The sequence below is a fragment of the Streptomyces sp. NBC_00271 genome (genome assembly GCF_036178845.1).
GTDB lineage: Bacteria > Actinomycetota > Actinomycetes > Streptomycetales > Streptomycetaceae > Streptomyces.
In genome coordinates, this window is sequence record NZ_CP108070.1 from 5030304 (window position 1) to 5051087 (window position 20784).

The following is a 20784-nucleotide window of genomic DNA, read 5'->3' on the forward strand; positions in this document are numbered from 1 at the left end:
TCGGCAAAGCCATTGGCTTCGGTGGGCATATACGACAAATGACCCGAACAGCTCAGGCCGAGGTCGGCCTCCCCGTCCGGCGGACCGCCCGCGGCGCGACCGCGCTGCGCGGCGGCACCCCCTGGCGCCCCACGCCCTACCAGGTCTTCGGCGGACTGTTCTGGCTGGTGCTGTGCCTCGCCTCCTGGCGGGTGCCGATGTGCTGCGACTTCGGCCAGCACGCGGCGGTCGTCGAGCGCCTCAAGGCGAACCTCCTGCATCCGGCCCATCCGACGGCGGACCTGCCGGGCGAGGGCAGCCCCTTCTACTCGCCGTACACCGTGGCCCAGGGCGCCTTCGCCCGGCTGACGGGCCTCGCGGGCTGGGAGGTGGTCCGGCTCTCGGCGCCGCTGAACCTGCTGGTGCTGCTCACGGGGATCGGCCGCTTCGTGCGCGTCCTGGCGCCCCGCCGCCCCTGGGCACCGGTGTGCGCGCTGCTCGCGATGGTGCTGCTGTGGGGCACCGAGCGGGCCTGGTCGAGCGGCTACCTCGGGCTGATGTCGTTGACGGGCAACCTCGGCTATCCGTCGACGTTCGCCATCGGACTCACCTTCTGGGCCTGGGCGTTCACGGGCACGCTCGCGGGAGGGATCTGCGGCCCGGTCCGGTACGTCGGCCCGAGCGGGCTGCGGAGTCTGTCCGGGTACAAGGGGCTCGGCGTCCTCTACGGCCTGATCCTGCTCGTCCATCCGATCACCGCGTCGGCGGCGGCGCTCGGGGCGGTGGCGTTCGTGGCCGGGTGGCAGCGGGGATGGCGGGCGGCCGTGGCGGCCCGGTGGGCGATCATGGGGGCGGCGGCACTGATGGTCGCCCACCTCTGGCCGTACTTCGACGTCCTCGCGCTGCCCGGGGACCACAGCATGGACGCGATGCACCGGCGGCTGTACGAGGGGGTGCCCGAGCACTTCTGGCTGGCACTGATCGGGGTACCGGCACTGTGGCTGCGCGCGCGACGCTCCTGGCGGGACCCACTGGTGCTGATGTTCGCGCTGGACTGCCTGGTGGTGGCGTACGGCTGGGTCAGCGGGCACTACACCTACGGCAGGATCCTGGGACTCGCGCTCCTGGCGCCGCAGTTCGCGCTCGCGATCGAGCTGGCGGCGGCGCGGCCGTGGCCGGTGTGGCGGCGGGCGCTGGGGGCGGTGGCGGCCGTCGGCGCCTGCGTCGGCTTCCTCACGGTGCAGGCCGGTGCCGTCGTACCGCGTTCACTCGATCCGGTGAGTTTCGACCAGCCGCCGCGCTGGCCCTCGTACGACTGGGCGGCGCGGCACATCAAGCCCGGCGAGGTGGTGATCGCCGACGGGTACTACGCCGCCCGTCTGATCCCGGGCTACGGCCCGAACCTCGCCGCGCCCGTGTGGCCGGACGCGGGACTGGACGAACGGGAGCGGGTGCGGCGGCTCGCGGCCGTCCGGGGGTACCTCGACCCCGCGTCGACGCGGGCGCGGCGTTCCGCGGTGGTGCGGCGGTATCACGTGCGGTGGCTGTTGCTGACGCGGTGGAGTCGGGTGCCGCAGGAGGCGACGGTGGTGGATTGGAGCCGACGCACGGGTGAGGTCCTCGCGCGCGTGACCCCCGCGCCCCTGAAGGGGCACGGGGGTCACGCGTGATCACAAGATCCCGTACTGGATCCCGTACTACTCGATGACGAGCTCGACCGGGATGTTGCCGCGGGTGGCGTTGGAGTAGGGGCAGACCTGGTGGGCCTGCTCGACGAGCTTGCGGCCGGTGGCCTCGTCCACGGAGTCGGGGAGCTCGACGCGGAGCGTGACGGCCAGGCCGAAGCCCTCACCCTGCTTGCCGATGCCGACCTCGCCGGTCACCGCGGCCTCGCTGACGTCGACCTTCGCGGCGCGGCCGACGAGGCCGAGGGCGCTGGCGAAACAGGCGGCGTAGCCGGCGGCGAACAGCTGCTCGGGGTTGGTGCCCTGGCCGTTGCCGCCCATCTCCACCGGGACGGCCAGCTGCAGGTCGAGCTTGCCGTCGGAGCTGACGGCGCGGCCCTCGCGGCCGTGGGTGGCGGTGGCGACAGCGGTGTAGAGCGCGTCCATGGGGACCATCCCTCTCAAGTCAAGGTCTTGCCGGGGCGGCCGGTCCGACCGCCTCACGGCCTCAATTAGAGCACGCAATTCAATTGTGCACAATTTAATGATGGGCAAGAGCTATCCTGGAGTCATGACCGCCATGCCGACCCCGAGCACCCAGGCCCCGTCCGACGGGGACTACCTCCGTCTCGACCAGCAGATCTGCTTCTCCCTGAACGCCGCCTCGCGCGCCTTCGGGGGCGTGTACCGGGTGATCCTCAAGGACCTCGGGCTCACCTACCCCCAGTACCTGGTGATGCTGGTGCTGTGGGAGCACGGCGAGCTGCCCGTGAAGAAGGTCGGCGAGCATCTGCGGCTCGATTCCGGGACGCTGTCCCCGCTGCTCAAGCGGCTGGAGACGGCCGGTCTGGTGCGGCGGGAGCGCAGTGCGGTGGACGAGCGCTCCGTGCACGTCCATCTCACGGACGAGGGCACGGCCCTGCGCGAGCGTGCGCTGCGCGTGCCGCGCCGGATCGCCGCGGCGACGGGTGCGCACCTCGAGGAGATCCGGGAGCTGCAGGCGCGGCTCGACCGGCTCACGGCGGCGCTGGACGCGGCGGTGCTCGACCCGGCGGCCCTGGACGCGGCCGGCGCGGACGTTCCCTAGGGTCCGATCCGCGGGACAGGTCCTAGCGGTGGCGTATGTACACCCGACGGGTCCTAACGGTGGCGTACGTACAGGCGAAGGGTGACACCCCTGCGGACGATCTGCTCGCGCAGGGTGAATTCCCTGGCGAGTACGGCGCGTTTGGTCTCCTCGGTCGCGACCGAGGTGTCCGGATGCCAGTTCGGCCGGAACACGAACGGTTCGCAGACCAGCCACACCCGGTCGAGCCGCTCGAGCCGGCTGCGCAGTTCGCGCGGGCCCACTTCGGTCCCGTACAGCGTCCCGGACGCCATGGCGGACGTCTTCAGGGCGACGTCGCGCACCCCGCGGAAGCCCGCCGGGTAGGCCAGCGCCGAACGACGTGTGAGCGACGGCATGTACAACACCGGATCGCCGGGCCGTAGTTCGGAGCCGGCGGCGGCGGAGACGGCGGCGAGGTTGTCGGGACGGTGTGCGGGGTCGCGGTCCTTGCGGAGCAGGGGGAACTGGACGGCGAGGACGAGGGAGATGGCGAGGACACCGGCGAGGGCGACGAGGCGGGGAGCCGCGGCGCTCGGCAGCCGGGACACCCACCCGGTCAGCCGCTCCGCCCCCGCCGCGGCCAGCAGCGGCGCCCCCGCCAGCGCGTAGAGCACATACCGCTCGTCGTACAGCGGCCGGAAGCGGGAGACCGCGATCAGGACCGCCGGCGGGACCAGCAGCAGCGGCAGGGCGACCGACACGAGGTTCACCTCGCCGCGCCGCGGGAACGGGCGCCACAGGGCGAGTGCGATCAGGAACACGTAGGGCACGAACACCAGTTGGGCCTGGCTGAGGAACGCGTGCGTCAGGTGGTCCACGCTCTTGCGGTTCGGCACCGCCAGCCATGCCACCTGCGCCGACTGCCGGTGGGAGACGAGCGCGAGCGGCGCCAGGACGAGCAACGTGCCCCCCGCCGCGACGCCCCATCGCCACCACACCCGCCACGGCATCCGCGTCAGCGCCAGGGTCGTCCCGTGCGCGAGCAGGAGGAACACGGCGAACTCGTGCAGCAGGCAGGTGACGGCGACGGTCACGCCGTACGCCCACCAGCCCCTCCCCCCGCGCAGAGCCCGCACGAGGAGCAGGGTCGCCGCCGTCGCCCCGGCCGCGACCAGGGCGTACGAGCGGCCCTCCTGGGCGAAATGCCCGGTCAGGGGGGTGACCGCGTACAGCAGTCCCGCCCAGAGGCCGACACGGGGGTTGCACAGACGGACCCCGAGCGCGCCGACGAGACCCGCGGTCGCGGCGGCGCCGACGACCGAGGGCAGACGCAGGGCGACCTCGCCCGGGACGGGGGCGAGGACAAGATGCATGAAGAGGTAGTACAGGCCGTGCACCGCGTCGACGTGGTGCAACAGATGCCAGATCTGCGGAACCGAGCGCCGCGCGACCTGATAGGTGGCCGCCTCGTCGCGCCACATGCCCCCGCGGTCGAGTCTCCAGAGCCCGAGCGTGAGCATGACGAGCACGGGCAGCACCACGGCGACGACCCGCGCCACGGGCTCGACCGAGACCCCCGAGGCCTCCGCAGCCTCCTGGCGGCCGTCACCGGACCGTTTCATTAACACGCTTACCCCCATGTCCCATTTCTTACTATTAACTAATCTTCGTTAACCTTTGATGTCATATCGGCTCTCGTGAGGCATCCGAGAGCTTACGATCCGGGCTTGATGAGCGCTTACCTGAGCCCCCGAGGCCGATCCCGTCTGCTCCCCCTCGCCGCCGCCTGGATGGCGACCCGCGCCCTGATGCTGTGGCTGCTCGCGCACGACAACCTCTCCGTGCTGGGCAGCGGCGGGGTCACCCGCGAAGCGAGTCACCTCTATTTCCGCTGGTACGAGACCCTGTCGCACGGCGCCTATCCGGTGGGCGACCGGCTGTGGCAGTACCCGCCGGGCGCGGGCCCCGTACTGCTCTCGCCCGGGCTGCTGCCGGGCCTGACGTACCTGCAGGCCTTCGTGGCCCTGACGCTCCTCGCGGACGCCGTGATCGCGCTGGCCCTGGCACGCGCGGGCAGCAGACCCGGCCGCAGCCTGCGCGGCGCGGCGCTGTGGACGCTGAGCCTGCCGTTGCTCCTGCACATCCCGCTCGCCCGCTACGACGTACAGGTCACGGCGTTCGCCGTCGTCTCCCTGCTGGCCATGAAGCGCTCCCCGCGCGCGGGCGGCGCGTTCGCCGCGCTCGGCGCCCTGGTGAAGGTCTGGCCCGCGCTCGCCCTCATCGGCACGCCCCGGGGCCGTACGACCCGGGAGGCCTGGACGTCGGCGGCGCTCGCGGCGGTCACCCTGCTCGCCGTCCTCGCGACGGCCTTCAGCGACCCCTTCGACTTCCTGCGCCAGCAGGGCGGCCGGGGCGTGCAGATCGAGTCGCTCGGCGGCACCGTGCTCGGCTTCGCGCGCCACGCGGGCTGGCCCGGCAGCGTGCGCTACCAGTACGGCGCGATGGAGTTCGTGGGCCCCTACGTCCACACCGTCGCGACCCTCTCGCTCGCCCTGACGGCCGTGTCCTTCGCGCTGCTGCTGCTGTGGCGGGTGCGCGCACGGCACTGGACGGCGGCGACCCCCTGCGACGCCGCACTCGCCGCCGTGCTGATGTTCACGGTGACGAGCCGGGTGATCAGCCCCCAGTACATGGTGTGGCTGCTCGGTCTGGCCGCCGTGTGCCTGACCTCGCGGCACACCACACAGCGCCCGGTGGCGGCGCTCGTCGTCGCGGCGACGGCGGTCAGCTCCGTCGCCTACCCCGCCCTGTACGGGGAGGTCATCGACAGCACCTGGACGGGCTGTTTGCTCATGCTCATCCGCAACGGTCTGCTGGCGGCCGCGGCGGTGCTGTCCTTCACCCGACTCTGGCACTCCGGACTTCCCGTGCTCGTGGTGGATCGGCCGAAAAACGACGCGCAGAAACGGCACCCCCACCCGATTCCTGTCGTCTTCCGGACCAGACACTAAGTACCTCTTAAAGGAAAATTACTGTCAAGTCCTACGATTTCGTCCCGTGGATCCTATGAAACCTCACGACCCGCAGGTCTGTGTCGTCGTCATCGGTTACAACGACGCCGACCACGTGACGGACGCGGTGCGTTCGGCACTCGCTCAGGGGCCGGCCGTCCGGGAGGTGCTGGCCGTCGACGACCGCTCGACCGACGGCAGCGCCGACCTCCTCGACCGCCTCGCCGCCGATGAGCCGCGCGTGAAGGTCATACGCCGCTCGGAGAACAGCGGCGGCTGCGGGAGCCCCCGCAACGACGGGATCGACGCGGCGACCGCTCCGTACGTGATGTTCCTGGACAGCGACGACGTGCTACCGCCGGGCGCCGTGGACGCGCTGCTCGAAGCGGCGCGGGAACAGCGCACGGAGGTCGCGGCGGGTCTGTGCGTACGCCGCGAACTGCCCTCGGGCCGCGAGGTCCCCTGGGAGCGCGACCTCTACGCGAAGCCCGCGCTGATCCCCCACCCGACGCAGCGGCCCCGTCTGGTCCACGACACGCTGTGCGTCAACAAGCTGTACCGAACCGACTTCCTTCGTGAACACGCGATCCGCTTCCCCGAGGGCCGTCACCCCTACGAGGACTTCGTGTTCACCGCGCGCGTGCTGGCCGCCGGGCCGCGCATCGCGCTGATCCCCGACACGGTGTACGTGTGGCATGTGCGGCGCGGCGCCCAGCAGTTGTCGATCTCGCTGGACCGCGCGGACATCGAGAACTGGCGCTCCCGCACCGAGGCGCACCGCACGGCCTACGAGATCCTGTTCGGCGCCGGTGAGAAGCAGCTCGCCCGGGCCGCCAACGCGAAGTTCCTCGACCATGAACTGCGCATGTACGTCCGCGAGTTGGAACTGCGCGACGCCGACTACCGGCGGTCCTGGTGGGAGCTCACGCGCACGTACCTGTCGACGTTCGACGCAAGCGACTTCACCGTCAACCCGACCGCCCCCGGCCGGCTGATCGCCCGTGTCGTGCTCGCCTCCGAAGAGCCCCGCGACCTGCCGCGCCTCAAGGAACTCGCCGCCCGCCCGGCCCAGTTGCGGCCGCCGTACGCCCGCGCCGCCGACGGCACGCCCGTCTGGTCGGACGACCTCCCGCAGGTCACGCTGGACCACTACCTGCAGCGCCCTCCGCAGGTGCTGCCCGCCGCGGTCGACGCGGAACTGCGTCCCCACGCGCGTGCGGCACGGCTGCGGCTGCGCCTGCACGACCTGTACGGACGGCTCGCGGAGGCCGGTCCGGCCTCGGCGGACGTGGAGTTCACGCACCGGGACGAGGGCCGGATCGGGCTGAGCCTGCCGGTCGAGCTGACACCGGACGCGGACAGGGCCACCTGGTCGGGCGAGCTGCCGGTGGACCTGTCGGCGCTGGGCTCGGGCACCTGGGACCTGCGGCTGCGGGTCCACTACCGTGACGGTTCGAGCCGGGACGTCACCGCGCACGCGGTCGGCGGCGGGGGCCTGCTGCGCCGCCGCGCGATCCCCAACCTGCGGTACGGCGTCCTGCTGGTGCAGCCGTACCGCACCCACGCGGGGGCGCTGGCGCTGCGTCTGGCGCCCGGACTACGAGGGATGACCGACGTGGTACGCCGCCGGCTCAAGCGCCTGCTTCACTGATGTCACACCGACCCATCGATCTCACACCGACCTCACACCGATCACACTCCCGAGGGGACGACCGTTCATGACCTGGCTGATCACCGGCGGCGCCGGCTACATCGGGGCGCACGTGGTGCGCGCGATGCGGGACGCGGGCGAGCAGGCCGTGGTCTACGACGACCTGTCCACGGGCATCGCCGAGCGGGTCCCCTCCGACGTACCGCTGGTGGTCGGCTCGACGCTGGACGCCGAGCTGCTGGCCCGCACCATCGAGGAGCACGCGATCACCGGCGTGGTCCACCTCGCGGCGAAGAAGCAGGTCGGTGAGTCCGTCGACCTCCCGCTGCACTACTACCGCGAGAACGTCGAGGGCCTGCGGGTTCTCCTGGAGGCGGTGACGGCGACGTCCGTCGGCTCCTTCGTGTTCTCGTCCTCCGCCGCGGTCTACGGGATGCCGGACGTCAACCTGGTGACGGAGGAGACCCCCTGCGCACCCATGAGCCCGTACGGCGAGACGAAGCTGGCGGGCGAGTGGCTGGTCCGTGCGACGGGCCGCGCCACGGGCCTCTCCACGGCGTCGCTGCGCTACTTCAACGTGGCGGGGGCGGCGACCCCCGAACTCGCCGATGTCGGTGTCTTCAACCTCGTCCCCATGGTCTTCGAGAAGCTCACGGAGGACGCGCCGCCGCGCATCTTCGGTGACGACTACCCGACGCCCGACGGGACGTGCGTTCGGGACTACATCCACGTGGTGGACCTGGCGGAGGCCCACGTGGCGGCGGCCCGCGCCCTCGAGGCCTCCCCCGGGCGGGACCTGACCCTCAACATCGGCCGCGGGGAAGGCGTTTCCGTCCGCGAGATGATCGACCGGATCAACGCGATCACCGGCTACGACCGTCCCGCGGTCACCACACCGCGCCGCCCCGGCGACCCGGCGCGCGTCGTCGCCTCCGCCGACCGCATCGCGGTGGAACTGGGCTGGACGGCGAAGTACGACGTGCAGGACATGATCACGTCGGCATGGGCGGGGTGGGTACGACTGCACCCCGGCGCGGCGCGCTCGTAGCGCCTGTCGGCCCAGATCCTGTCGGCCCAGGCCTTGTCCGCCCAGGCCTTGTCCGGCGGACCGGACCTAGACGGAGACGGTCTGCGGGGTCCGGCTCTGGCTCTGTTCGGATTCCAGCCGGGGAAAGGTGACGCCGGTCAGTTCCTCGGAGGCCGCCCACAGGCGGACCGCGGACACCGGGTCGCTGGCCGCGGCCGAGCGGCCGACCAGTGTCGGCGCGCCGCGCATCTCGCCGAGCCCGTCGGGTCCCACATAGCTGGCGCCGGGCAGGTCCTGCGTCGCGGCGTACAGCGTCGGCAGGGCGCCGGCCCTGTTGTCCTGGGCGATGAACCGGTTGCCCACCGCCATCAGCGTGCGCCGCAGCACACTGGCGTCCCGGCCCTGGAGAGAGGTGGCGGCCCAGCCGGGGTGCGCGGCGAGGGCCCGTACGGACGAACCCGCGGCGGCCAGCCGGCTCTGGAGTTCCAGGGTGAACAGCAGATTGGCGAGCTTGGACTGGTTGTAGGCGGCGACGGGCGAGTACTCGCCGGTCAGGTTCAGGTTCTCGAAGTGGATACGGGTGCCGGGCATCTTGTGCGCCCCCGAGGACACGGTGACCACCCGGTCGGTGAGGTGCGGCAGCAGCAGGTTCGTCAGGGCGAAATGCCCCAGGTGGTTGGTCCCGAACTGCATCTCGAAGCCGTCCTTCGTGCCGGCCTCGGGGATGTTCATGACGCCCGCGTTGTTGATCAGCAGATCGAGTTCGCCCCGCCAGGACGCGGCGAACTCGCGCACGGACGCCAGGTCCGCGAGGTCCAGTCGGCGCACCTCGACGCTTCCGTTGACGGTGCGGGCGGCCGCCTCGCCGCGCTCGGGGTCCCGCACGGCGAGGACGACATGGGCGCCGGCCCGGGCGAGGGCGTCGACGGTGGCGATGCCGAGCCCGCTGTTGGCGCCGGTGACCACGGCCGTGCGGCCGCGCTGGTCACCGATGTCGCCCGCGTTCCACTTGCTGTTCTGGTCAGCCGAGTGCTTGGTAGCCATGCCCTGAATGTAGACGTCGACAACAATGATGTCAACGACAACAATGATGACGATGCCAACAAAGCTGACAGCGCCAACAATGTAGTCGCCGGTTACATACCGGATAGACTGTCGGGCATGCAGACCCGCCCTCGCCGCTACCACCATGGAGACCTGCGCGCCGCACTGCTGACCCGCGCCGAGGAAACCCTCGAGGAGAAGGGCCCCGGCGCCCTGTCCCTGCGCGAACTGGCCCGCGACCTGGGCGTCAGCCACGCGGCCCCGAGCCGACACTTCAAGGACAAGCAGGCCCTGCTGGACGCGCTGGCCCTGGCCGGCTTCGAACGGCTCCTGGCCACCCTGACCGCGTCGCAGGAGACCGCGGGCGAGTCCTTCGCCGACCGGCTCGGCGCCCTGGCCCGCACCTACGTGGGCTTCGCCACCGCCAACGCGGAACTCCTCGACCTCATGTTCGCCGTCAAGCACGACCCGGAGGCGTCCGAGGCCCTGGTCAAGGCCGCCCAGAGCATAGGGGGCCTGGCCGCGGAACTCATCACGGAGGCCCAGCGCCGGGGCGAGGTCCGCGAAGGACCCCTGGAAACCATCGCCATCCCGATCTTCAGCACCCTCAACGGCTTCGCGCGGCTCGCGGTCAGCGTCACCCTGCCCAGCGCAACCCTGGACAGGGACCTGGAACACGTCATCGCCCACACCCTCCGCGGCTGTGCCCCGGACTCCCCCGCACCGCGCTGATCCCGTGCCCCGCCCTCAAGAACGCGCCGTCGGCACCGTTCTCGGCTCCGCCGTGGGAGACGCCCTCGGCGCGCCCTTCGAGTTCGGGCCCGAGGGAGCGTTCTCGGCCCGCTTCCCCGTCGCCGGGCAAGGCGGGGAAATGTGCGGAGGGGGCGGCTGGGCCCCGGGCGAGGCGACCGACGACACCCAGATGGCGGTGCTCGTCGGCGAGTCCCTGACGGACCACGACGCCCTCGAACTCCCAGACATCTTCCGCAGATTCCGGCGCTGGGCCGCCGCCGACCCCAAGGACATCGGCCTGCAGACCGAGGCCGTGCTCACCGGCGAAGACCCCTGGGACCTCGCCGCGGCCCTGCACTTCCAGGTCAGCCAACGCGCGGCCGGGAGCGGGGCGTTGATGCGGGCGGCCACGTCCGCCGTGTACTTCGCGCGACAGGGGCGGGACGCCACCATGGAGGCCGGCCGCCGCATCGCCGCGCTCACCCACGGCGACCGCGCGGCGTGGGAAGGCACCGCGATCTTCCACGAGTTGATCCGGGTCGCGCTCGACGGCGGCGATCCGGTCACCGCCGTACCGGACGTCCTGGAGGCCGTGCATCCCGACCACCGGGCTCGGTACGCCGTCGTCCTCGCCGACGCCTGGCACCCGGATCAGGCCACGGAGTTCAACGGCGCGGTGTGGCCCTGTCTCGGGTCCGCCCTGTGGGCGGTGCGCAGCACGGGCTCGTACGAGGACGCCGTGCGGGCCGCCGTGGATCTCGGCGGCGACACGGACACCGTCGCCGCCGTCACGGGTGGGCTGGCCGGAGCCGTCTACGGGGTGGACGGGATTCCTGGACCGTGGGTGGCGGCGCTGCACGTGCCGTTGCCGGGGTTCGGCGGGCGGGTGCTGAGGGCGGCCGAACTCGTCGGGCTGGCCCGGCGGCTGGCGGGGTGAGTGCCGGCCGCCGGGAGCCGACGCGTACCCGGTGTGTACCGGGTACGGCTTACGCGTCCCTGTTGAGGTACGCCAGTACCGCGAGCACCCGGCGGTGGCCGCTGTCGCTCGGCGGCAGGCCCAGCTTCAGGAAGACGTTGCCGATGTGCTTGCTGACGGCGCGTTCCGTGACGACCAGCGTCTTGGCGATGGTCGTGTTGTCGCGGCCCTCGGCCATCAGCTTCAGGACCTCGCGCTCGCGGGGCGTGAGCGTGTCGAGCGGGTCGTCACGACGCCGGGTGAGGAGCTCGGTGACGACCTCGGGGTCGAGAGCCGTACCGCCCGTCGCGACCCGGTCGAGCGCGTCGAGGAACTCGTCGACCCGGCCCACCCGGTCCTTGAGCAGATAGCCGACCCCGCTCGCACCACCGCCGAGCAGCTCGGCGGCGTACGACTCCTCGACGTACTGGGAGAGCACGAGCACCGGCAGGCCGGGCATCTCCTTGCGGGCCTCCAGGGCCGCGCGCAGGCCCTCGTCGCGGAAGCCCGGTGGCATCCGGACGTCCAGCACGGCGACGTCCGGCCGGTGCTCGAGAAGCGCCGGCAGCACCTCGGGGCCGCTGCCCGCGACGGCCACGACCTCGTGCCCGGCGGAGGTCAGCAGCAGCACCATCCCCTCCCGCAGGAGGGCGTTGTCCTCGGCGATCACCACACGCACGGCGGCCTCGTCTCCACTGTCCCGGTCACCACACGCACGGCAGCTCCACCTCGATCACGGTCGGCCCCCCGACGGGGCTGGTCATCAGCAGGGTCCCGTCGAGCGCGGCCACGCGTCGCTGCATCCCGAGCAGCCCGGAGCCACCCGCCTCTCCGCCGGAGCCGAGAGCCTGGGAGGTGCCCCCGGCTCCGCCCCGTCCCTCGTCGGCGACCCGGACGCTCAGGCCGCCCCGGTTGCGCACCAGCCGCACCTCGGCGCGCTCGGATCCGCTGTGCTTGGCGGCGTTCGTCAGCGATTCGGCGACCACGAAGTACGCCGCCGCCTCGACCGCCGCCGGGGCCCGGGACCCGCTCTGCGCCCCGTCCTCCAAGCCGTCCACGACGACGGTGACGTCCAGCCCGCTGCTCGCGGCGAGCGCCCGTACGGCGCCGGCCAGTCCCCGGTCGGTGAGGATCGGCGGGTGGATGCCGCGGACGACGTGGCGCAGCTCGGTCAGCGCCTCCTCGGCCTGGCTCTGCGCGTCCTCGAGAAGTTTGAGTGCGGTCTCCGGGTCGCGTTCGTAGGCCCGTTTGGCGATACCGATGCGCATCGACAGGGAGACCAGCCGGGCCTGGGTGCCGTCGTGCAGGTCGCGCTCGATGCGACGCAGTTCGGCGCCATGCGCGGCGATCGCACCGGCGCGGGTCTCGGTCAGCTCCTCGATCCGGACGGCGAGCAGCGCCTCCGGGGAGGGTTCGAGCAGGGCGGTGGACCAGGCGGCGTCGAGGTCCGCGAGCCGGCCGATCAGCGGCAGGACGAGCGGGGAACGGCCGAGCAGCCCCTGTCGTACGCCGTCGACGGGCAGGCCCAGCAGCCACAGCGGGACGGTGAGCAGTCCGAGGAAGCCGTAGACGTAGTGGCAGATCATCCAGCGGAAGTCGCCGAGCGTGCCGGGGCCGCGGACCGCCGTGCGCAGTCGTTGCCGCAGCGGGCCCTCGATGGGCTGGTAGGCCTCGGGGATCACCTTGCCCGTCCACTGGGCCACCAGGTTCCGCTTGGCCCCGGCGATCCGCCGGATCAGCAGCACCGTCTCAGGCAGCAGCCCGGCGCCGACGACCGCGAGCGTCAGCGTGGCCGTGATCAGCAGCACGGTGATGAAGAGGATCGTGCCGAAGGCCAGCGCGGCGGACATGACGAGACCGGCCGTGGCCCGCGCCGCCTGCCGCACCGTCTCTCGCATGGCCACAGGTTAGGCGAACGGCAGTCCCCGTAGGCGAACAGGTGACCGGGCGATGTGCAGCACCCTTCTCAAAGGCCGTGAGGAGGGCCAGCACGCCGCCTGAGCGGCTTCGAAAGGCGCCCGAACTCGCCGCCCGTCGGACAGGTGCCCGCACCATGCCCGCCCGTCGGACAGGTGCCCGCACCATGCCCGCCCGTCGGACAGGCGTCCTCACAACGCCCGCAGCGCCGCCGCCGTGGCCCCGGCCAGGCTCGCCAGGTACCCCTTCGGCAGCTTGGGCCCGCGGACCACCACCGCCCGCCAGTACAGCGGGCCCGACATGAGGTCGAGCGCGAGTTCCTGATCGATCCCCTCGCGCACCTCGCCCCGCGCGGCCGCCGCCGCGACGATCCCGCTCGCCACACCCTGCTGGCCTTCTCGCAGCGCCTTCTGCATGGCGTCCGCGATGTCGGGGTTGCGGGCCGCCTCGGCCTGGAGGTCCGGGATGATCTGGCCGGCCACGGGGTGGCGCAGCGCACGGGAGGTGACCTCGTACAGCAGGCGCAGGTCGCCCTCCAGGGAGCCCGTGTCGGGGACGGGCAGCCCCTGGACCGCTATGGCGGAGACCACGTCGAGCACCAGGTGCAGTTTCGAACGCCATCGCCGGTACACCGCCGTCTTGCCGACGCCCGCGCGGCGCGCGATGCCCTCGATGGACATCCGGGCGTAGCCGACGGCCGCGAGCTCCTCGAAGACGGCGGCCCGGATCGCCTCGGTCACGTCCTCGCGCAGCACGGCCGCCCCCGCCGGAGCCCTACGACGCGGGGCCTTCCCGGCGGCACTCCCCGCGTTCGCGGCGGCACTCGTGGTGTCGGCGTTCGTCGTCATGCCTTCCAGCATAGGGCGTTACGACGAAACGGTTGCGTTCCGACGTCAAGAAGCCATAGTCTCGCGTTGCGACGATACGGTCCCGTCCCGACGTAAGTAGCTGGCAAAGCGGCAGTTAAGAAACGTCAAGGACGGCCCGCGCATCCCACCCCCCGAGCGAAAGCAGCGGATGTGAGCCAGGTCCTCCACACACCGCCGACGTCGGTTCCCCCCACCGACGATCCCGCGGCGCTCGCCGCCCGGTACGGCCTCGCCGTCAGTGGCGCCCGCCCGACCCTGCCGGAGTACGTCCGCCAGCTCTGGGCACGGCGTCACTTCATCACCGCCTTCGCCACCGCCAAGCTCACCGCCCAGTACAGCCAGGCGAAGCTCGGCCAGGTCTGGCAGGTGGCGAACCCGCTGCTGAACGCGGCGGTCTACTACTTCATCTTCGGTGTGCTGCTCGGCACCAAGCACGGCGTGCCCGACTTCGTGCCGTTCCTGGTCACCGGCGTCTTCATCTGGACCTTCACACAGAGCTCGATCATGGCGGGCACCCGGGCGATCTCCGGCAGCCTCGGCCTGGTCCGAGCCCTGCACTTCCCGCGGGCCGCGCTGCCGGTGTCGTACGCCATCCAGCAGCTCCAGCAGCTGCTGTTCTCGATGGCCGCGCTGGTCGTCATCCTGCTCTGCTTCGGCATTCCCGTGAGCGCGTCGTGGCTGCTCGTCGTGCCGATCCTGACGCTGCAGTTCGTCTTCAACGCGGGCGTGGCGATGATCATGGCGCGGATGGGAGCCAAGACGCCGGACATCGCACAGCTCATGCCGTTCGTGCTGCGCACCTGGATGTACGTCTCCGGTGTCATGTGGAGCATCGCCTCGACGCTCAAGCACAGCCACATGCCGCACTGGGCGATGGTCGCGCTGGAGAGCAACCCGGCCGCCGTCTACATCGACCTGACGCGCTACGCGCTGATCGACAGCTTCCACGCCCACCAGCTGCCGCACCACGTGTGGGCGCTGGCGACCGGCTGGGCACTGCTCGCCGGAGTCGGCGGCTTCATCTACTTCTGGAAGGCCGAGGAGACGTACGGACGTGGCTGACATGGCTGACACCCTCACGCAGGACGCCCGGCCCCAGGATGCGGCCGGCAGCGTCGGCGCGCTCGTCCCCACCGTCGTCGCCGACCACGTGGACATCGTCTACCGGGTCAACGGCACCGGTGCGGGACGGGGCAGCGCCACCGCCGCGCTCAACCGCATGCTGCGGCGCAAGCAGACCGAGAAGGCCGCGGGCGTACGCAAGGTGCACGCCGTCAAGGACGTGTCCTTCACCGCCTACCGCGGCGAGGCCATCGGTCTGATCGGCACCAACGGCTCGGGCAAGTCCACCCTGCTCAAGGCGGTCGCCGGCCTCCTTCCCGTGGAGAACGGCAAGATCTACACCGACGGTCAGCCCTCGCTGCTCGGCGTCAACGCGGCCCTGATGGGCGACCTCACGGGTGAGCGGAACGTCTACCTCGGCGGGCTCGCCATGGGCATGTCCCGCGAGCAGGTCAAGGAGCGCTACCAGGAGATCGTCGACTTCTCGGGCATCAACGAGAAGGGCGACTTCATCACCCTGCCGATGCGGACGTACTCCTCCGGGATGGCGGCGCGGCTGCGGTTCTCCATCGCGGCGGCCAAGGACCACGACGTGCTGATGATCGACGAGGCCCTGGCCACGGGGGACCGCTCCTTCCAGAAGCGCTCCGAGGAGCGGATCCGGGAGTTGCGCAAGCACGCGGGCACCGTGTTCCTGGTGAGCCACAACAACAAGTCGATCCGGGACACCTGCGACCGCGTGCTCTGGCTGGAGCGCGGTGAGCTTCGCTTGGACGGGCCCACGGAGGACGTGCTCAAGGAGTACGAGAAGTTCACGGGGAAGTAGGGGCGACTACGGGGGTGCGGGGAACTGCGCGCTGTCGGCTACGGGTTGTGTGTGGCTGAGCGCGCAGTTCCCCGCGCCCCTTTTGGGGCGCCTCCGCTCACCTCTCCAAGAAGGTGAACAGGTCTTCCCACCTGCGGACGATCTCGTCCGTCGTGTAGCGCTGGATGTTGACGCGGGCCGCCTCGCCCATGCGGTCGCGCAGGTCCTTGTCGGACATCAGGGCGTCGAGGCGGCGGGCCAGTTCCCCGGTGTTGCCCAGGGCCGCCAGGAGACCGTCCTCGCCGTCCTGGACGATCTCGTGGACGCCGGGAGCGCAGTCGAAGGCGGCACACGGCAGCGCGGTCGCCATGGCCTCCATGAGGGCGAGGGGGAAGCCCTCGCCGCGGGAGGACAGGACGAAGACGGAACCGCCGCGCAGGGCGCCGAGTACGTCGCTGGTGCGGCCCATCCACTCCACGGAGTCGTCGAGGCCCAGGGCGGTGCACTGCTTCTTGAGGATCTCCTCGTCCTCGCCGGAGCCGAAGATCCGCAAGGTCCAGTCGGGATGGCGGGGCGCCACCTCGGCCCAGGTGTCGAGGAGCATGTCGATGCCCTTCTGGTCCGAGAGCCGGCCGATGCTGACGACGACGTTCTCGGTGCGCGAGGAGGGCACCTCGGGCATGAAGGGGATCGGGTTCGGCATGAAGGACGCGTTGTCGAGGCCCTGACGGATCCACAGGTCGGCGTCCTCGCGGGTGAGCGCGAGCATCCGGTCGACGTCCTTGTAGTGCTTCTGCACCCGTCCGAAGCGCGAGGTCGCCTTCGAGTACGCGAAGGACTCGTGGCTCATGCCGATGACGGTCAGGCCGGTGGTGTCGGCGAGCTCCACCCACTCCATCGCCCACACCTGCGTGACGATCACGACGGCGCCGGGGCGCGCGGCCCGGAACAGCCGGGTCAGCTTGGCGGCCTGCTCGCGCATGCCCGCCGCCCGTTCGGCGCGCAGCCTGCGCTCGGCGACGTTGAGCCGCCCCTTGATGCCGCGCGCGGAGCCCACGCGCGGCGGATGGACGTCGTACAACGTCGTGGTGGGGTACGGGAGTTCGCCGAGCTCCTGGACGACCGCGGGCTCGGTGATGCCGATGACGTGGACGCGGTGGCCGCGCTCGGTGAACAGCCGGGCCATCTGGTGCGACCAGCTGGTCACGCCGCCGAGCTCGTCGACGCTGTTGGAGACGAAGAAGACGTCCCGCTCGCTGTACGCGGTCACGCGCGCCTCCACTGGGAGAAGAACTGGTCGACGATGCTCTGCGCGGCGTTGCCCTGGTCGAACTCGCCGAAGTCGGCGACGAACCGCTCGCGCGGGGCCGCGTACTTCACCTTCTGCTCCTCCAGCGAGTCCAGGACCGCGTGCAGCTCGTCCTCGGTGCGGACGACCGGGCCGGGGGCCCTCTCCAGCAGGTCGAAGTAGGTCCCGCGGCCCTCGTGCACGTACTCGTCGTAGTCGTACGTGAAGAAGAACATCGGGCGGTCGAGAAGGGAGTAGTCGAACATCACGGACGAGTAGTCGGTGATCAGACCGTCGGCGAGCGCCAGCAGGGGGGTCATGTCGTGGTAGTTCGTCACGTCGATGACCCGGCCGCGCACGGAGGGCGGCAGCACGACGTGGTTGAGGTAGTGCGAGCGCACCAGGAGGACATAGCGGTCGCCGAAGGTGTCGGCGAAGCGCTCCACGTCGAAGGGCAGCTCGAACCGGCGCTTGCCGCCGCGCTGACGGAAGGTCGGCGCGTACAGCAGGATCTGCTTGTCCTGCGGGATGCCGAACTCGGCCGCCAGTGCGCCGCGTTCCCGCTGCCCGGTGGCCTCCTCGTGCTCCTTGGCCTGGACGAGCGCGTCGTTGCGCGGGTAGCCCACCCGCAGCAGCGTCCGCTCCTGGAGCCGGAACGCCCGCGCGAGGGTGCGCACGTCGTGCTCGGAGCGGATCAGGAAGCGGTCGAAGCGGTCGAGGGTGCGCTGCTGCTCGGCCTGCTCCTCACGGGACTTGAGCTTCCACTCCGGCTCGTCGAAGCCCATCCGCTTGAGCGCCGAACCGTGCCAGGTCTGGATGTACGTCGTCTCGGGCCGCTTGGTGACCTTCAGCGGGTAGCTCTGGTTGTCGACCCAGAACTCGGCCTGCGCGAGCGCCTTGAGATACGGCAGCGACCAGCGGCGTACGAGGGTGGCGTCGTCGGGGAAGCCCTGGGGACTGTCCGCGTAGGCCCACACGGCCTCGAACTCGAGGCCCTGGCGGCGCATCTCCTCGTAGATGGCCTTGGGGCTGTCGCTGAACTGCCGGCCCAGGTGGCTCTCGAAGACGACGAGACCCTTCTTGACGGGCAGGCGGCTGAACACGTCGTGGTAGACGCGGAGCTTGGTGTCGCCGGAGGCGAGTTCCTTGCGCAGCGCCTTGACCTTGCGGTAGCCGGTCTTGGCGAGCCGCCCGGTCGGGCCCTGCACACCGCGCTGGACGAGTTCGTTGGCCTTCTTGTCCGGGACGAGCCGGAACGAGAGGTGGCCGCGGGAGGAGACCTCGGGCTCGATGCGGTCGGCGACCAGCCGGGTCAGGCGGGGCCGGACGGGCAGGTGCCCCTGGGCCAGCTCGGGCTCGGAGGCCGTGAGCCGGGTCGTGGTGCGGACCGTCCCCGCGCCTTCGCCCTCACCGGCGACGGCGAGGTGGAGGCGTACGTCCCAGACCGCGTCCACGATGCCGAGCGGGCGCAGGCCCTTGGCGAGGTCGGCCGAGGCCTCCCAGGCGATGGCCTCGCCCTCGTGCCGCACGGTGGCCACGGGGAAGCGGAAGGTCTGGAAGCGCACGCCCGGACGGCGGGCGTAGAACTCCAGCTGCGCGGAGAGCCGGGCGTCGGGCGGGATCACGCCGAGCGGGTTGGTGATGCGCCCGGCCAGCCGGACGGTGCCGTCGCTCTCCGCGTATCCGGTCAGCGCGTTGCGCAGGAACATCTTCTCGACCGGCTTGGTGTGGTAGCCGAGCTCGGTGACGTCCAGGACGTGCCGGGCGAAGGCGTCGTGCTCGATGTGCTCGGCGCACCAGTACACGCGCCCCTCGTGCTCGACGAGCGGCGAGGAGATCTTGTCGCGGTTGCTGAGCGTGTCCACGGCGGGCAGCAGGTTGTCCCAGTCGGCCTCGTGGAGGAGGTACGCGCAGATGGCGTGGATCGGCTCGATCTCGTCGAAGGCGACACGGTCGATCGACTCCAGGTAGGTGCGCGCGATCTGCGCGAACTCCTGGCGGTAGGTCTCGTCACGGAAGGGCAGCTCGCGCAGGTGCAGCACCAGGTCGTGCTTGAGCCACTTGACGTCCTTGGCGAACTTCAGCTCCAGCAGGCCGTGGTCGGCGAGGAGCTGGTCGACCCGGCGGTGGATCTCCATGCGGTGCGTGAAGTTGGCGATCTCGTCACGCCGGTTGCTGATGGACTTGGCGGCCGACTTCACCGGTTTGTCTACGATCCGCCAGTCGTACACCCGGTTCGGGATGAGCGTGATGCGCTGCGCGGCCACGTAGGCCTGCGCGGAGAACAGCAGGTCCTCGTAGTGGATCCCGACCGGGAACTCGAGGCCCTCATCGAGCAGGAACTGCCTGCGGTAGCACTTGTTCGTCGACAGCGTGTCGAAGACCAGCAGGTCGGGCAGCTCGGAGATGGACTCCAGGGTGCGGGTGCGGTCGTACAGCCAGGGGTACCACTTGACCTCCTTGCCGGTGCGCGAGTCGACGTGCACACGCACGCACAGGCCCGAGACGAGGTCCGCGCCGGTGGACTCGGCGGCCTCCAGCATGTTGCGGCAGGCGTTGCGCCCCAGGACGTCGTCACTGTCGAGGAAGAGGACGTAGTCGCCGCGGGCCTGCTGGATGCCGTGGTTGCGGGGGGCGCCGCAGCCGCCGCTGTTCTCGGGCAGTCTGAAGGCCCGGACGCGGTCCGGGTGCGCGGCGGCCAGTCGTTGTGCCACGTCGTACGAGCCGTCCGTACTGCGGTCGTCGACGATGACGACCTCGACACTGCGCAGGGTCTGGTCGAGAACGGAGCGCACGGCCGTCGTCAGCCGGGACGCGTCGTTGTAGACGATCACGACCACGGACACGGCGGGCACGGCTGCTGTTTCTGCTGGCGGGCAGGGGTAATCCACACTCATCCTATTAATGCTAGACATTCCTGATGGTTCAACCTAGGCGATCTAGTCCATTTGCGTATCACCCAGGCAGATGCCGATCGCCCGCAAAGGGGTGCGAGCGGCTGTCTAGCGGCTGTGTTTCACCTGTTCGAACACCCAGGTGCGGTACACGAGGAAACGGAACGCCGAGGCCAGCACGATCGACAGCGCCTTGGCCAGGTTGGAGCCGAGCGGGGTGTCCATGCCCAGACCGTGGTAGCCGATGTAGAACAGCGCGCTCTCCATGATGACGCCGATGCCGCTGAAGGCGAAGAACAGGGCGATCTGGCGTCGGGTGCGCGAGGCCCGGTCACGGTAGGCGAAGAAGCGGAAGCCGAGGTAGTTGCTGCCCATGGCGACACAGCTGGCGATGACCGTGGCGGCCATCGGGGCCCACTTCAGACCGTGCAGGAGAAGGTTGAAGACCAGGAAGTTGACTGCGATACCGCTACCGCCGACGGCTCCGAACTTCACCACTTCGAGGACGATCCGCCGGGTCCTTTCGATCGCCCCGGGAGGAGTGGCGGCTGGTGCGGGCTGGGGAGGTGCGGGGGCCTGCCGGCCTACACGGGCCCGCCCCTCGGAGAGGTTCACAGTCACAATTGTCCCTTTTATCAGCAATAGGTAAATTCCAGTTCCGGTTTCCCCGAGAGATCCGCAAGAGCGAGGCAAGAGGGCGGCCAAGGCGCTTGCACCTACCTGCACAAACAAGGGCAGCCCCGGCCGTCCCGGCCGGGGCTGCCCCCATCGACGTACATCCGATCGAGTGAAACAAGTGCACTCACGAGTGAGTCAAGCGCACCCAGAGGTGCCCTAC

18 protein-coding genes are annotated in these 20784 nt (G+C 70.7%); 9 read left to right on the forward strand and 9 right to left on the reverse strand.

The window, feature by feature from the left end; translation table 11 throughout:
• Positions 1–38 precede the first annotated feature (38 nt).
• Positions 39–1649 (forward strand): hypothetical protein, encoded by a 1611-nt coding sequence (locus OG798_RS23135; protein WP_095854331.1) that lies wholly within the window; start codon positions 39–41, stop codon positions 1647–1649.
• Positions 1650–1676: 27 nt separating this feature from the next.
• Here OG798_RS23135 and OG798_RS23140 read toward each other — a convergent pair whose 3' ends face one another.
• On the reverse strand, positions 1677–2090 hold the full coding sequence (locus tag OG798_RS23140) for an organic hydroperoxide resistance protein (protein ID WP_095854330.1): 414 nt from the start codon (positions 2088–2090) through the stop codon (positions 1677–1679).
• A gap of 124 nt (positions 2091–2214) precedes the next feature.
• Here OG798_RS23140 and OG798_RS23145 point away from each other — a divergent pair, with 124 nt between their 5' ends.
• Positions 2215–2730: a MarR family winged helix-turn-helix transcriptional regulator gene (locus OG798_RS23145; protein WP_121415972.1), complete on the forward strand. Its 516-nt coding sequence runs from the start codon at positions 2215–2217 to the stop codon at positions 2728–2730.
• 53 nt (positions 2731–2783) lie between these two features.
• On the opposite strand, the gene OG798_RS23150 is transcribed toward OG798_RS23145, so the two are convergent.
• Positions 2784–4313 carry a glycosyltransferase family 39 protein gene (locus OG798_RS23150; RefSeq protein WP_267061994.1) on the reverse strand — a complete coding sequence of 510 codons (1530 nt, stop codon included), beginning with the start codon at positions 4311–4313 and terminating at the stop codon, positions 2784–2786.
• A gap of 108 nt (positions 4314–4421) precedes the next feature.
• Here OG798_RS23150 and OG798_RS23155 point away from each other — a divergent pair, with 108 nt between their 5' ends.
• The 3 genes from OG798_RS23155 to galE all read left to right on the forward strand — a co-directional run bounded on the left by OG798_RS23155 (position 4422) and on the right by galE (position 8401).
• The gene (locus OG798_RS23155; RefSeq protein WP_267061995.1) at positions 4422–5702 is read left to right on the forward strand and encodes a glycosyltransferase 87 family protein; all 1281 of its coding nucleotides are present in this window, start codon (positions 4422–4424) and stop codon (positions 5700–5702) included.
• Positions 5703–5757: 55 nt separating this feature from the next.
• On the forward strand, positions 5758–7353 hold the full coding sequence (locus OG798_RS23160; RefSeq protein WP_267061996.1) for a glycosyltransferase family 2 protein: 1596 nt from the start codon (positions 5758–5760) through the stop codon (positions 7351–7353).
• 67 nt (positions 7354–7420) lie between these two features.
• A complete protein-coding gene (gene galE, locus OG798_RS23165) occupies positions 7421–8401 on the forward strand; it encodes a UDP-glucose 4-epimerase GalE (RefSeq protein ID WP_095854327.1) in 981 nt (326 codons plus the stop codon).
• Between the two features lie 66 nt (positions 8402–8467).
• On the opposite strand, the gene OG798_RS23170 is transcribed toward galE, so the two are convergent.
• A complete protein-coding gene (locus OG798_RS23170; protein ID WP_267061997.1) occupies positions 8468–9424 on the reverse strand; it encodes an oxidoreductase in 957 nt (318 codons plus the stop codon).
• A 117-nt stretch (positions 9425–9541) separates the two neighbouring features.
• Here OG798_RS23170 and OG798_RS23175 point away from each other — a divergent pair, with 117 nt between their 5' ends.
• Both OG798_RS23175 and OG798_RS23180 read left to right on the forward strand, forming a co-directional pair.
• Positions 9542–10156 carry a TetR/AcrR family transcriptional regulator gene (locus OG798_RS23175; protein ID WP_095854325.1) on the forward strand — a complete coding sequence of 205 codons (615 nt, stop codon included), beginning with the start codon at positions 9542–9544 and terminating at the stop codon, positions 10154–10156.
• A gap of 4 nt (positions 10157–10160) precedes the next feature.
• Positions 10161–11093, forward strand: coding sequence for an ADP-ribosylglycohydrolase family protein (locus tag OG798_RS23180; protein WP_328757624.1), 933 nt, complete (start codon positions 10161–10163; stop codon positions 11091–11093).
• 49 nt (positions 11094–11142) lie between these two features.
• Here the strand turns inward: OG798_RS23180 and OG798_RS23185 are convergent, their stop codons facing one another.
• The 3 genes from OG798_RS23185 to OG798_RS23195 form a co-directional block, all read right to left on the reverse strand.
• The gene (locus OG798_RS23185; protein ID WP_095854324.1) at positions 11143–11790 is read right to left on the reverse strand and encodes a response regulator transcription factor; all 648 of its coding nucleotides are present in this window, start codon (positions 11788–11790) and stop codon (positions 11143–11145) included.
• 25 nt (positions 11791–11815) lie between these two features.
• Complete coding sequence (locus OG798_RS23190; RefSeq protein WP_267062001.1) at positions 11816–13009, reverse strand: sensor histidine kinase; 1194 nt, start codon at positions 13007–13009, stop codon at positions 11816–11818.
• 210 nt (positions 13010–13219) lie between these two features.
• Positions 13220–13876, reverse strand: a complete 657-nt coding sequence (locus OG798_RS23195; RefSeq protein WP_267062002.1) for a TetR/AcrR family transcriptional regulator — start codon at positions 13874–13876, stop codon at positions 13220–13222.
• Positions 13877–14047: 171 nt separating this feature from the next.
• On the opposite strand from OG798_RS23195, the gene OG798_RS23200 reads away from it, so the two are divergent.
• Positions 14048–14959, forward strand: coding sequence for an ABC transporter permease (locus OG798_RS23200; RefSeq protein ID WP_095854321.1), 912 nt, complete (start codon positions 14048–14050; stop codon positions 14957–14959).
• 1 nt (position 14960) lies between these two features.
• A complete protein-coding gene (locus tag OG798_RS23205) occupies positions 14961–15785 on the forward strand; it encodes an ABC transporter ATP-binding protein (protein WP_257039678.1) in 825 nt (274 codons plus the stop codon).
• A gap of 97 nt (positions 15786–15882) precedes the next feature.
• On the opposite strand, the gene OG798_RS23210 is transcribed toward OG798_RS23205, so the two are convergent.
• The 3 genes from OG798_RS23210 to OG798_RS23220 all read right to left on the reverse strand — a co-directional run bounded on the left by OG798_RS23210 (position 15883) and on the right by OG798_RS23220 (position 20561).
• The gene (locus tag OG798_RS23210) at positions 15883–17034 is read right to left on the reverse strand and encodes a glycosyltransferase (protein WP_267062003.1); all 1152 of its coding nucleotides are present in this window, start codon (positions 17032–17034) and stop codon (positions 15883–15885) included.
• Positions 17031–19949, reverse strand: coding sequence for a bifunctional glycosyltransferase/CDP-glycerol:glycerophosphate glycerophosphotransferase (locus OG798_RS23215; protein ID WP_328757625.1), 2919 nt, complete (start codon positions 19947–19949; stop codon positions 17031–17033). Before OG798_RS23215 ends, OG798_RS23210 begins: the two co-directional genes overlap by 4 nt.
• Before the next feature lie 105 nt (positions 19950–20054).
• Positions 20055–20561 carry a GtrA family protein gene (locus tag OG798_RS23220; protein WP_097225690.1) on the reverse strand — a complete coding sequence of 169 codons (507 nt, stop codon included), beginning with the start codon at positions 20559–20561 and terminating at the stop codon, positions 20055–20057.
• Between the last annotated feature and the right edge of the window lie 223 nt (positions 20562–20784).